This is a genomic window from Nonlabens sp. Asnod3-A02 (assembly GCF_045063755.1).
GTDB classification, from domain to species: Bacteria; Bacteroidota; Bacteroidia; order Flavobacteriales; family Flavobacteriaceae; genus Nonlabens; species Nonlabens xylanidelens.
This window is the reverse complement of sequence record NZ_JBEFOC010000007.1, coordinates 892949-905968: the sequence shown is the minus strand read 5'-3', so window position 1 is coordinate 905968 and position 13020 is coordinate 892949. Positions and strand designations below refer to the sequence as shown.

General features: G+C 34.6%; 12 protein-coding genes, 2 tRNA genes, 1 other RNA gene and 1 pseudogene. 6 read left to right on the top strand and 10 right to left on the bottom strand.

The genetic code is table 11. From position 1 onward, the window contains the following. Window positions 1-6: 6 nt before the first annotated feature. Both ACJJVN_RS07505 and ACJJVN_RS07500 read right to left on the bottom strand, forming a co-directional pair. Window positions 7-591, bottom strand: a complete 585-nt coding sequence (locus tag ACJJVN_RS07505; RefSeq protein ID WP_405377672.1) for a DUF4126 domain-containing protein — start codon at window positions 589-591, stop codon at window positions 7-9. A 1-nt stretch (window position 592) separates the two neighbouring features. After that, entirely contained in the window at window positions 593-2017 is a 1425-nt protein-coding gene (locus tag ACJJVN_RS07500) for an ATP-dependent RecD-like DNA helicase (protein WP_405377671.1), read from the bottom strand. A 118-nt stretch (window positions 2018-2135) separates the two neighbouring features. Between ACJJVN_RS07500 and ACJJVN_RS07495 the strand changes: the two genes are divergently transcribed. Genes ACJJVN_RS07495 through ACJJVN_RS07475 form a run of 5 tightly spaced genes read left to right on the top strand, consistent with a single transcriptional unit; the run spans window position 2136 to window position 5292 of the window. Beyond that, complete coding sequence (locus ACJJVN_RS07495) at window positions 2136-2888, top strand: hypothetical protein (RefSeq protein ID WP_405377670.1); 753 nt, start codon at window positions 2136-2138, stop codon at window positions 2886-2888. Next, window positions 2833-3642 (top strand): DUF3822 family protein, encoded by an 810-nt coding sequence (locus ACJJVN_RS07490; protein WP_405377669.1) that lies wholly within the window; start codon window positions 2833-2835, stop codon window positions 3640-3642. Before ACJJVN_RS07495 ends, ACJJVN_RS07490 begins: the two co-directional genes overlap by 56 nt. Beyond that, window positions 3633-4190: a 16S rRNA (guanine(966)-N(2))-methyltransferase RsmD gene (rsmD, locus tag ACJJVN_RS07485; RefSeq protein ID WP_104516313.1), complete on the top strand. Its 558-nt coding sequence runs from the start codon at window positions 3633-3635 to the stop codon at window positions 4188-4190. The genes ACJJVN_RS07490 and rsmD overlap by 10 nt, the downstream gene beginning before the upstream one ends. Before the next feature lie 7 nt (window positions 4191-4197). Then, a complete protein-coding gene (locus ACJJVN_RS07480; RefSeq protein WP_405377668.1) occupies window positions 4198-4740 on the top strand; it encodes a hypothetical protein in 543 nt (180 codons plus the stop codon). A gap of 27 nt (window positions 4741-4767) precedes the next feature. After that, the gene (locus ACJJVN_RS07475; protein ID WP_405377667.1) at window positions 4768-5292 is read left to right on the top strand and encodes a SecDF P1 head subdomain-containing protein; all 525 of its coding nucleotides are present in this window, start codon (window positions 4768-4770) and stop codon (window positions 5290-5292) included. Here ACJJVN_RS07475 and rnpB read toward each other — a convergent pair. Next, window positions 5291-5618: RNase P RNA component class A (gene rnpB, locus ACJJVN_RS07470), an RNA gene on the bottom strand. The genes ACJJVN_RS07475 and rnpB overlap by 2 nt on opposite strands. A 92-nt stretch (window positions 5619-5710) precedes the next feature. Between rnpB and ACJJVN_RS07465 the strand changes: the two are divergent. After that, window positions 5711-7545, top strand: a pseudogene (locus tag ACJJVN_RS07465) (DNA polymerase III subunit gamma/tau). Between the two features lie 81 nt (window positions 7546-7626). On the opposite strand, the gene ACJJVN_RS07460 reads toward ACJJVN_RS07465, so the two are convergent. The 7 genes from ACJJVN_RS07460 to ACJJVN_RS07430 all read right to left on the bottom strand — a co-directional run bounded on the left by ACJJVN_RS07460 (window position 7627) and on the right by ACJJVN_RS07430 (window position 12961). After that, the gene (locus ACJJVN_RS07460; protein WP_104516308.1) at window positions 7627-8202 is read right to left on the bottom strand and encodes a porin family protein; all 576 of its coding nucleotides are present in this window, start codon (window positions 8200-8202) and stop codon (window positions 7627-7629) included. 74 nt (window positions 8203-8276) lie between these two features. Further along, window positions 8277-9173, bottom strand: a complete 897-nt coding sequence (locus tag ACJJVN_RS07455) for a Ppx/GppA phosphatase family protein (RefSeq protein WP_405377666.1) — start codon at window positions 9171-9173, stop codon at window positions 8277-8279. Next, window positions 9173-11221 carry a polyphosphate kinase 1 gene (ppk1, locus tag ACJJVN_RS07450; RefSeq protein ID WP_405369042.1) on the bottom strand — a complete coding sequence of 683 codons (2049 nt, stop codon included), beginning with the start codon at window positions 11219-11221 and terminating at the stop codon, window positions 9173-9175. The genes ACJJVN_RS07455 and ppk1 overlap by 1 nt, the downstream gene beginning before the upstream one ends. Next, window positions 11218-11703, bottom strand: a complete 486-nt coding sequence (locus tag ACJJVN_RS07445) for a SixA phosphatase family protein (protein WP_405377665.1) — start codon at window positions 11701-11703, stop codon at window positions 11218-11220. The genes ppk1 and ACJJVN_RS07445 overlap by 4 nt, the downstream gene beginning before the upstream one ends. Further along, entirely contained in the window at window positions 11703-12347 is a 645-nt protein-coding gene (pdxH, locus tag ACJJVN_RS07440) for a pyridoxamine 5'-phosphate oxidase (RefSeq protein WP_405377664.1), read from the bottom strand. The genes ACJJVN_RS07445 and pdxH overlap by 1 nt, the downstream gene beginning before the upstream one ends. Before the next feature lie 371 nt (window positions 12348-12718). Then, window positions 12719-12793: transfer RNA gene (locus tag ACJJVN_RS07435), tRNA-Pro, on the bottom strand. An 84-nt stretch (window positions 12794-12877) separates the two neighbouring features. Beyond that, window positions 12878-12961: transfer RNA gene (locus tag ACJJVN_RS07430), tRNA-Ser, on the bottom strand. Window positions 12962-13020: the final 59 nt, after the last annotated feature.

The window sequence follows — 13020 nt, the reverse complement described above, 5'->3', positions numbered from 1 at the left end:
AAAACATTATCTATTAATAACGACTTCTTGCTTTTTCTTATTAAAAATTCTCTTATACAACTTTCTAATACCTATCAAAAGGAAGAACACAATTACGACAGCTAGCGGTGCAAACACTATAGAAACTAAGGATAGCATGCCACTAAAACCAGCCTCGGCAGTGCTTACTATGGGATTTGCAAAACCTCCTGTTGTAGAAGTACTCATTGCTCTCGCTCCAGATGTGGTGGTAGAAATAGCGGCTGCAGTACCACCACCTGCGATAATAGCCATAGTCCATGTAAAAACTGGATTCATATCTCCCATGACACTTACCATTACAGCAGTACCTGCTATGGCGGCTAGTGGTACAGATATAGTGTCTAGCAAATTATCTATATAAGGTATGTAATATGCAAGTATCTCCACTATTGCGGCTACTCCTAGTACGATCACAGCGGTAAGACTACCTGCCCACTGCCAGCTCTCATTAAGTGGTATGACGTCAAAGTAAGCTGCGAGACTTGCACATAGTAGTGGTATAAAAACTCTAAAACCAGCACTAGCGGCTAGTCCTATACCTAAACAAATGCTAAAAATAATTTCAAACATATTAATCCTCTATAAAATGATCGTTTTTAAAACCTATAAGATACAAATTTGTTTTGGCACGTGTCACTGCCGTGTACAACCATCTTAAATATCCTTTATCTGGTCCGTCTGGTAAATAGGGTTGTTCTATAATCACGTTTTCCCACTGTCCACCTTGCGACTTATGACAGGTTATCGCATATGAAAATTTAACCTGTAAGGCATTAAAGAAAGGGTTTTCTTTTATCTCTTTGTACTGTTTATATTTAGGCAACTTTAAATAATCCATACGCACTTCTTGATAGAGTTTATTGCTCTCTTCATAAGTAAGCGATGGAGTTTCTGATGTTAATGTGTCTAGTAAAAGTACGGTTTCAAATTCTTTCATATTAGGGTAATCTACCATTCTCACCTTTACCTCTGCAAAATGAAAGCCATAAATGTTTTTAAAAGCAAAAATTTCTAAAACCTCTACAATATCACCATTTGCAATAAAACCGGCATCGCTAGATGGTTGCAACCAGTGGTAGTTATTCTTTACTACCATTAAATAGTCCCCAGGCGATAGCTCGTTTTCATTAAATAGAATGCGAGACCTTATTTGTTCATTATAAAGATTTGCTCTTTTATTAGAACGTACGATTATAGCCGTCTCTTCATGTCCATGAAAATCATAAGCACTATTGATAGCATCCATAATTTCATGACCATCTATAAGCCTGTTAATGTCTGTAAATCTTTCTACGTCAAATTTAAAGTCAAAGTTCTCCTCTAGAATATAGTTACGTATAGTAGTCGCATTGAGTAAAATACCAGAGTTCTCACTTTGTCGTTTTACCTCGTCTAATTCTATTTCTGTGACTTCTTTTAAATAACGCTGTTCTATAAGCTGGCTGTCTAGCGCAGGAGAAACATCTAGTTTAACAGGCGGTAATTGAGCCGTATCTCCTATAATCATCAATTTACAGTTCACACCGCTATATACATATTCTATAAGGTCGTCTAATAAAGAACCATTACCACCGAACATTTTATTCTCTGCAGCAACATCAGGAATCATCGATGCTTCATCAACAACAAATAGTGCGTTGCGATGCTTATTTTGTTTTAAAGTAAACTGTACTCCACCGCTTCCTTGTCCCTTAGGATAGTAAATTTCTCTGTGAATGGTTGCTGCTTGTTTATTTGCATAATTACTTATCACTTTTGCAGCTCTACCAGTCGGTGCTAGAAGAACACAGTTCATTTTGAGCTTCCAAATACTCTTAACAATCGTACTTGTTAAGGTAGTTTTACCTGTACCGGCATAACCACGCAACATAAATAACCGATCTTTATTTTTATCTAAAATAAAATCGGCCAGATACTCTAGCGCTCTATCTTGCTCATTTGTAGGTTTAAACGGAAAATCTAATAGTAATACTTTGTAAAATTCTTGTGGTGTCATTGCAAATTGTGGAAAACTGAGTATAAACTTAACTCAAATTTCATATCTCAAGCTAGGATGAGTGAAAAAAAATTGTAGATTTGTTTGCTTTGAAAAATAGCATTAAACCATTAATAGTATGTTCAATTTAATTATATCAGTTGTTTTAGGTCTAATAGTACTAATCCTACTAGCCGTATTCATAAACAAGATTCCTAAAAAGTTTCACCCTATCATTATCATCGCCTTATTAGCGGTAAGTGGATTCTTTGGGTACAAACTTTACAAATCTATCGAAGAGCCAGTAAAATTTGCCGAAGCAAAAGAAGAACGCTACATGCAAATAGTTAGTCAACTAGTAAAATTACGTGAAGCACAAAATGCTCACAAATCAATTACTGGTACGTATTCAAATGACATTAACAAACTAGCTCGTTTTGTAGACACCGCAAAATTTGCACTTACTCAAAAACGTGATAGTACTGTAATTGATGAAGAGCGTAACCTTAAATTTAGACTACGTGCAAATGACCCTAATGGTTATAAGAAAGAGATTACTATCGTAGATACATTAGGATTTACATCTGTAAAAGATTCTCTTTTCAAGAATGTAGATGTTGCTCAATTATTAAAATACAAGGTAGAAGGTACACCTGGTTCTATAGAGCTTAAAACTGACGTAGTAATAGACAAAGAGAATAGAGTTCCTGTTTTCCGTGCGGTAGCAAATAAGAAAGACATTCTTTTTGATCAACCAGAAAGACTTGTAAAAGACGAATTAGAGATTAAGAGTGTAGAAGCGATCGATGGTCCTACTATTTTTGTAGGTAGCCTAGATGAGATTACTACTAGTGGTAACTGGCCGAGACAGTATGCACCTAACGACAACTAGTCCTAACGACACCATAAAGAAACTGTCCGTCCTGATTCATCAGGATGGACTTTCTTTTTATACCTATAACTCAACAGGAATTATAGATTCTTTACATAAAGAATTTAATCACAGTGCAAATCCTATTGAGATTTTACAAATTATTGAGACTTGTTTTAGAGAAGAGTCTTTTTTGGATTCCGCTTTCGCGAAAGCTACCCTACTCTACCACCACAACATTTTTACAAGCGTCCCTGCACTTTTATACAATGAAGACCATGCAGCAGATTACCTTAAATACAATGCTAGAATTCTTGAGACAGATGTATTAAGTGTAGATGAAAACCTGGGTGAAACAGGTGTAAATACCGTTTACATAGCCTATTCTAACATAAATAATTACTTCTTTGAACGTTATGGAAGTTATGAATACTATCATTACAGCTCTCGTATTCTAGAGGCAAGAAGTAAATCTACCATAGAATTACATCCACAAGTTTATCTAGATATAAAAGACAGTCATTTTTACCTTTCTATTTTTAACAAAGGAAAACTAGTCGCACATAATCTTTTCCCTCATGATGCGATAGAAGACATTTTATACTACACTATGTTTACCACACACCACAATGACCTCGATCCAGAGACCATGAAAATGGTGGTATGTAGTGAAGAAAAAAACGAGGCACTCTTAGAGCTATTATACACCTATGTGCGATACGTAACTCAAGAAGAAAATTACCCAAATTACCTAGAACAAATCATATGCGTATAATATCTGGAACACATAAAGGACGTCGTATATCGGCACCTAAAAATTTACCTGTAAGACCTACTACAGATATGTCAAAGGAGGCTTTATTTAATATATTGCGTCATAAGATTCATATTCATGATATAAAAATGTTAGAGCTATTTGCTGGTAGTGGTAATATGGCTTATGAATTTTGTAGTCGCGGCGCTGGTAGCGTTCTAGCAGTAGATCAACACTATCCATGTATTGCATTTATTAAAAAAACTGCCGAAGAACTAGATTTCCCGATAGACACTATCAAGGCAGATGTTTTTAAGTTTATAGAAAAACATAAAGGAAAGTACGACATCATCTTTGCCGATCCTCCTTATGCGCTAGAAGAAGAAGACTTTCTTAAATTACCAGAATATGTATTTAAAAATGAACTTCTCGCAGAAGATGGCATACTAATTATTGAGCATTCTAAGCATACCTCTCTATCTAGTAGCGAGCATTTTGATAACGAGCGCCGTTATGGCGGTACCGTTTTCAGTTTCTTTAATGGACCTAGTAGTGAGGAAGAAGAGTAGTGAAATATTGAAAGTATTTTTAATTATAATAGGCTCTATAGTAGGTCTGATAATTATAATATTCTTAATTTTCATTGGCATATTTTTCTATTATACTTATCAGGACCACCGATTTGGAACTTATGAAATCCCTGAAAAATATGAGTATTTAAAGAAACCAATACCCTATTTAAATTATGCACAGAAAGATTCATTACACCATATTCATAAAGAAAGTAACGACCTATTAGTTATAGGTGATGGTTATAGTGGCTACACGTTTTATAGTCGGTACCAACCTAGTTCTAAAGGAACCCTATTTATAAAAGGCTATGAAACAGAACGTAACATAGAATTAATGCCTGAATTACTTAAGGATCGAACTTCTATAATTATAGACGCAACTAATAATTTATATCAATTGCATTCTGAAGAAACAGCCATTCACGAAGGTACATTTGATAAGTTTTATCCTGCAAGATTTGAATTATGGTTTCAATCTAACAATGAAATACTTCCAGCTGTAAAAATTATTGAAAAAGAATACCTAATAGATGGCTGGGATAGGTAATAAAGTAAAAGTTTTAAATACCCTAATATGATAAAGTCTACTTTTCTAATTTTACTATTTATAACATTAAACGGCTGCAGTATTTTCAACAAAAAAGAGCTGCACCTTAACGGGCCTACTGTTGAACAAGCTGAAAATATAAATAAAACCACAGGTAAATTTGTGGATGGAATATATGCAGAAAGCGGTAATGAGACTAGTTTATCGCATACTTTAGAATATTCTCCTGAAAATATTTACTTTATAAACTATACACCTGTTATAGTTGCAAGAGACTTTAAACACCTATCAAGAGAAGTAAGTCCAATAGGTGATCCTGTAATTACTGTAGAGTTACACGAAAGTGCTCACGATAAATGGTATGAAGCTACAAAAAAAGCATTTCAAAATAAAAGCCCTTTATTCGTTATAGTTAACGGTAAAGTAGTAAGCGCACCGATGGTAAATAGTGGCCCTATTTCTGGAGGGCGACTTCAAATAAGTGGTGATTTTACTATGGATCAAGTAAGTGATATCATAGCTGGAATTAAAGAACGTAATTCTAAAATATAAAAATAGCAGGTCTATAAGCCGGATTCTGTTCTTCAATTGCTTGAATACCTCATCATTTATCTAGAATAACAATTACTTGTTATCTCAAACTGCCTACCCTTCAGAATCGCGCGGATAGCGCTCGAGCTCTGATTTACGCGACATTTCACCACATAGAGTTTACCTGGTTTCACTACAGCATTACCTGTACATACTTTCTGTTGCACTTGTCCTATCTCGTTTACACAAAAGTGAAAACAAAACGACGGCCGTTAGCCGCTATGTTATCCTACGGTGTCCGGACTTTCCTACCTTGTTTACACAAGATCGATAAGGCGACCTGCTATGCTGCAAAACTAGTTAATAAATGTTGATAATTTACAGAAATTATACTCTTAGAAAGTAAGGCTATACGATCATAGCAAAGTATCTTTGACCTATGGAACCATTTATAGTATCAGCTAGAAAATACCGCCCTGAGACATTTGAAGATGTCGTAGGTCAAGGCGCTATTACACAGACACTAGAGAATGCAATTAAAAGCAATCACTTAGCACAAGCATTGTTATTTACTGGTCCTAGAGGTGTAGGAAAAACTACCTGCGCACGTATTCTAGCAAAAAAGATCAACCATGAAAGTGGAGAATATGATCCCGATGAAGATTTTGCCTTTAACATATTTGAACTGGATGCTGCCTCTAACAATGGTGTAGACCAGATAAGAAGTATAGTAGATCAAGTACGTATACCACCACAAGTAGGTAAGTACAAAATCTATATTATTGATGAGGTACACATGCTATCAAATGCAGCTTTTAATGCGTTTCTTAAAACACTAGAAGAGCCGCCAGCACATGCTATCTTCATTCTAGCAACTACAGAGAAGCATAAGATCATACCTACGATTTTATCTAGATGTCAAATTTTTGATTTTAAACGCATTACTGTAAGCGCCATGCGTGAACATTTAAAGCGTATTTCTATTAAAGAAGGTATTACTGCCGAAGAAGATGCGCTACAAATTATAGCTCAAAAAGCAGATGGAGCGCTAAGAGATTCCCTTTCTATATTTGATCGCGTAGTTAGCTTTTCTGGTAAAGAACTTACCGTTAAGGCAGTTACTGAAAATCTAAACGTACTCGATAGAGAGACTTACTTTAAAGTCACAGATTTATTACTAGAAAACAACATCCCGCAATTACTGGTAGATTATGATGTTATCATGACTAAGGGTTTTGATGGACAGCATTTTGTAAGTGGTCTTGCCTCACATTTCAGAGACTTAATGGTCTGCAAAGATGAACGTACTATCGAATTGTTAGAAGTAGGAGATCAAACTAAAAATAAATACTTAGAACAAGCTAGAAACGTTGATCTTAACTTTTTAAGGAAGGCAATAGAAATAGCAAACCAGGCCGATTTTAATTACCGAGCCAGTCGCAACCAGCGCCTTTTAGTTGAATTAACTCTCATGCAGCTTGCCTCCATCACCTCTGATGAAGCAAAAAAAAAAATGATGTAAACTACATCATTCCTGCAACACACTTTAATGATACAGCGATTCAACAGACTAGTACAGCAAAAACTGTATCTAGCAAAGAGAGCCACAATACACCAGAAGTAACCTCTTCTAATTCTCCACCTACTGAGAATTCAGGAAATTATAAACAGACCCAATCTACAACACAGCAAACTGCTGTAGTTAATGAACCTCCTGTAGAAAAATCAACCAACACCACTATTACTAGCGCACCATCACCTGCAGTGTCTGGATCACTAGAAGAAGCAAGAAAAGCTTTGTTTGCCAGGAGCAAGAAAAAGGTGAGCGGCCTATCCATACAAGGAATAGAGGCTAAAAAGGTTCACATTGCAAGTATTCAAGGTAAGCAAGTCGTTCATGATAAACTACCAGAAGAAGATTTTACTCAAGAACAATTAACCAATGTCTGGATAAAATATGTAGAGCATTTAACAGAAAGAGGGCAGCTTATTCTAGCCAGTATAATAAATGCTGACAGACCTGTTTTAGAAGGTACTACCATAAAACTAAGATTCCCTAATCAATCTATGAAAGAAGATCTTGAAAAGTCACAAGGTCAGATATTAGAATATTTAAAACGAGAACTCAATAATTACCTTATAGATTTTAAAATAGCCGTCGATAAAAGCGTTACTAAAAAATACGTTTATACAGACCAAGATAAATTTTCTAAACTAGTAGAGAAAAACCCTGCAGTAGACCTATTGAGAAGAACATTTGACCTAGATTTTTAAAATTAAAATTTTACGCACAAAAAAAAGCCTCTTAAAAAATTAAGAGGCTTTTTTTATATAGTATATCTACAGAAGTGTAACTTATAATTTATAAGAAACCCCTAGTTGAAACCATCTGTTGTTTGCATCTTCTAATTCTGCAAATTCTCTATCAAAGATATTAGAAAGCCCATAACCATAACGTACATCTACTGCCCAGTTTTCATCCATCTTATAACCTATACCACCTACTGCAGCAAAGTCATAGTTATAATAATCGTTATTATCTCTCTCTGTTACATTAACACCTGCTTGAGGTCCTAACAAAATGAATAAACGACGTCCTAAGTCTAATCTAGCTAGAACCGACACTTGTAACCAGTTTGTTTTTAACTGTACATTATCTCCATTTTCAAGTCTTAACTCTTTTTCATTTACACCCAAGGCAGACACACCTAATTCTGGTTGTAAAGAAAAGCTATCACTTAAAGCTACTTGTGCAAAAAAACTTGCATGAAGCCCTACTCTACTATCTATATCATCCCACTTTTCATTACCTCCTGAAAGGGTTGAATAATTTGCACCTAAACGAAATCCATAAAAAACGTCTTGAGATCTTTGAGCAGTAGCCGTAGCTCCACAAAAAATAATGCTAACTAATAGTAAAAATTTTTTCATTTTTAAATATTTAATTGTCAAAGTTAATCTAACTATATTCTAAAGTAATAAATTAAACATGTAAACGTTTGAGATTATCGATTATCTGCATTAAAAATCGATTTAATAATACCATCTGTTAATCCTATTTTAGGAACATAAATATTTTTTGCCTTACTCCACTTCATAGCACGTAGATATATGCGACAGGCAGGTATTATTACATCAGCTCTATCATGATTTAAATTAAGATGATAAACGCGCTCTTCATAATTATAATTTTGCAATTGCTCATAATAATTTACTAGATAAAAATAAGAAATAGGCTTGCCCACTCTTTTACCACTACTTTTAAATATATTATTTATGTTCCCACCAGACCCTATAAGATCTATATGATCATATGCATTAGTAATTTTTTTAATCCAGGCCTCTGCCTCGTCCCACAAAGATTTACTTACCATATCATTAAGCAATCTGACCGTACCTATTTTAAAAGATTTTGAAACAATCTCTTTACCATAGGCAAATAGAGTAAATTCTGTACTACCTCCACCCACATCTACATATAAATACACCTTTTCTTGATCAATAACAGCATGTAAATCGGTCATAGCTATAATTGCAGCCTCATGAGAGCCATCTATAATCTCTATATTGATACCTGATTCTGCCTTAATTTTTGCAACGACATCTGTACCATTTAGCGCTTCCCTCATTGCACTAGTGGCATATGCTTTATACGTTTTTACCTTGTGGACACCCATTAATAACTGATATGACTTCATAGAATCTACCATTCTATCAATGTTCTCTTGAGATATCTTTCCGTTAACAAAAACATCTTGTCCCAATCTTATAGGTACCCTAACTAGACTCGTTTTCTTGAATACAGGCGGCTCGTCATTATAGAGAGTTACTGTAGCTATTAATAACCTTATTGCATTAGAACCTATATCTATCGCTCCATATTTTTTAATTTCAAACGCCATTAATCTGTAATTTGATTTTTATAATATTGATATGTTGCATATTGTGATCGAACAGGCTTATCGTCGTTAGTGACATAATTATTAAGCTGGTCAGCACAAATCTCTCTCGCTTTTACATTATCACTCCAGCATATATCCATGGTTTCTATAATCTCCTTCTTGATATCTTCGTCATAAATAGGACAAGCTATCTCTACCCTACTATCTAAATTACGCGCCATAAAATCTGCACTAGAGATATATAGGTCGTTTTCGCCTTGATTATAAAATCTATAAACACGTGGGTGTTCTAAGAACCTATCCACAACACTGATTACTTTAATATTTTCGCTCATTCCTTTAACACCTGGAATTAAACAACATATACCGCGTATTATTAATTCTATTTTCACTCCTGCATTAGAAGCTTCATAGAACAAGTCTATCATTTTTAAATCTGAGAAAGAATTTACTTTGGCACGTATCTTTGCTGGTTTTCCCGCTTTCGCGAAAGCGATCTCACGACGTACTAAACGTTCAATTCCATTTCTAAGATAGTTAGGAGAAACTAGTAGATGTTTATACCTATGTTGCTTATAATTGACTTCAAAGAAATCAAAAACACGTTCTACTTCTTTTAAAATCTTACGATTTGCAGTAAACAAAGTGTAATCGGTATAAATTCCTGCTGTAGATTCATTAAAATTACCTGTGGAAATGAATCCATATCTAGAAATTTTACCTTCTTCTTCTCTCGTTATACAACATGCTTTACAGTGTACTTTTAAACCAGGTACGCCGAATATCATACGCACACCTTCTTCCTGCATCAACTCTGCATAATTAATATTTGCTTGCTCATCAAACCTGGCTTGTAACTCAATAGAAACGGTTACTTTTTTACCGTTTTTAACAGCGTTGATAAGTGAACCAGCAATTTGAGAAACTTCAGCCAGCCTATAGATCGTTATCTTTATGGTTCTCACTTTAGGATCTAGAGCTGCTTCTCTTAAAAATTTAGTTGTATTTGAAAATGTGTGGTAAGGCGTATATTGAAGAATATCTTTTTGAGCAATTCTTTCTAATAAAGAACCTCGAATCTTAACATCTTTAATAGGCAATGCCGGCAATTTCTCATAGAGTAAATCTGTTCTTCCTAGACTTGGAAATTTAAGATAATCTCTTCTATTGTGATAACGACCGCCTGGTATAATGCTATCATTATTATCAATTTGTAATTTATCTTTGATAAGAGTCAGTGTATCTTCATGTATATTCCTATCATATACAAAGCGCACAGGATCACCGTCTTTACGATCATGAACACTGCGACGTATTTTTTCTAATAGACTCTTTTTAAGGTCTAACTCCATATCTAACTCTGCATCTAGTGTTACCTTAATCATATGAGCTTCTATCTCTTTATAATCAAAAATATTAAAGATGTAATGCATACGATGCCTTATCAAGTCATCAATTAATATGATATATTGCTTATCATCACCTTCTATTTGAGGTAGTACGACAAATCTATTTAGGTACTTAGGCTTTTCTATTAGGGCATACCTTATACTTTCATCTGTCATAACCATACGCACAGCGAGATATCCGAATCCATCTCTTAAATGAGGGAAATCTACATGATCGTTAATCATTATCGTACTTATAGCCGGACTAATTTTATCATTAAAATAATTCCTAATAAAACTCTCGTGCTCGGTAAGCACCTCAGTTTCATCCACTATAATAATACTCTCATGTTTTAGTTCTTCCTCAAGCTCTGCAAGGACATTAAAACTACGTGCCTGGTCAACAATAACCATCTCGTTAATCTTCTGTAATAACTCTTCAGCTGTAATCCCACCTAGTGATTTTGTAGCATTTTTACCTGCTCTTTGAATGCGCTGTATAGTCGCATAACGCACCTTAAAGAATTCATCTAGATTATTTGAGAATATACCTAAGAACCTTAAACGTTCAATAAGTGGTACCTTTTTATCACTAGCCTCTTGTAAAACTCTAGCATTAAATCGCAGCCAGCTTAATTCTCTATTATAGTATTGGTTCATCTTATTAATTTCGGGAATATGTGAAACTTAGTACTTCCTTTTTCTAAAGATTTCCATGATTTAGTCTCAAAATCTATAGCAACTACTCCAGCGGTAGGAACATTATCAAATCTAGTAGTACCCAGTAAATTTACTAAATCAGTTATTCCATTATTATGACTAAATATAACTAAAGTCTCTACACTATCGTCACAAGTGGATATTACTTCTAACAATTCTTGCGCATTAAAAGTATACAAATCTCGTTTCAATTTAAGAGTACTTAATTGATAATCTATATACTCAGTAACTAATGTAGCCGTTTGCAAAGCTCTAGCCGCTGTGCTGGTCCAGACCACATCTGGATTTATTTGAGCTGTTTTCAACGCTTTACCTATAAGGTGTGCATCTTCTATACCACGTTGAGTGAGTACCCTATCGTGATCTCTTACTTGCAGCTCCCATGAGGACTTGCCATGACGTATTAAAATTAGTTTTTTCATTAAGGCTGTAATCTTTTAAACGACCAATTCTCTTCTAACTTTTCATATAAAATACGGTCATGAAGTCTATTGGGTCTTCCTTGCCAAAACTCAAAAGTTAAAGCGTCACAAGAATAGCCACCCCAAAAATCTGGCAATGGAACATCAACTCCATCAAATTTTTGTTCAAAATGCAATAATTGTTTTTCTAACTCTTCTCTAGATGAAATGGAATTACTTTGGTTACTTGCCCATGCTCCTACCTGGCTTCCTCTAGGTCTAGATCTAAAATAAGATAACGATTTTTCTCTAGAAACTTTTGTAACGTTTGCTTTTATTACAATTTGTCTTTCTAATGAAGGCCAGAAGAAATGTAAACTAACTTTATTATAAGCATCCATTGCCATTCCTTTTTCTGAAGAATAGTTAGAATAAAAAAGGAACTTCTTATCGACTATTTCTTTAAGCAGAACAATACGAGATTTAGGAAAGCCGTCTACACCTAATGTACAAAGACTCATTGCATTTGCTTCATCCACTTGAATATTATCTTTTGCATCTTGAAACCAAGAGTCAAATAATTCATAAGGGCTAGCAGGCAGTATAGTCTCTAGCAAAGCATCTTTGTCGTATGATTTACGCAGGTTTTGAAGGTCTCTTTGCATGTAATTTATTGTTTTATGCAATTTACATTAATTGCAACTTTTGTAATATGAAACAATTATTAAATATCATTATTAATTTAATAAATTCTTCAATACCATCACCACAAATACAGATGCACCTAAAGCATCAAGTAAGGCTCACGATACATATGTAAAAAAAAAGATGTTCCTAATTAAATAAGAATTCCGTAGAACCAACTTATTTAAAACAAACTAGAATGGTGAAAATTAAATAAACTGGAAGAAAAAAAAGCATCGATAAAAGTGAAAATTATCTAAGATAAAAAGAGAAGTCCTACCCTATAAAACAAAAAAAAACCGTTTTCATCGTAAGATGAAAACGGTAATTACAAAAGCCTTACGACTTTTAGTCGGGGTGGCAGGATTCGAACCTGCGACCTCCTCGTCCCAAACGAGGCGCGATGACCGGGCTACGCTACACCCCGATTTTTATTTATATCAGTTTCGGTTCTGATGTACTAACCTTGTATATTAATACCTAAATTCAAATATTAAAGAGGTTAATTTTGCGGAGAGACAGGGACTCGAACCCTGGCGACGGTTGCCCGTCGACAGATTAGCAATCTGCTCCATTACCACTCTGGCACCTCTCCTAATATGTTAATGAACTCGCTTCGTTTCCGTAAGCGGTTGCAAATTTAAGTCTACTTTC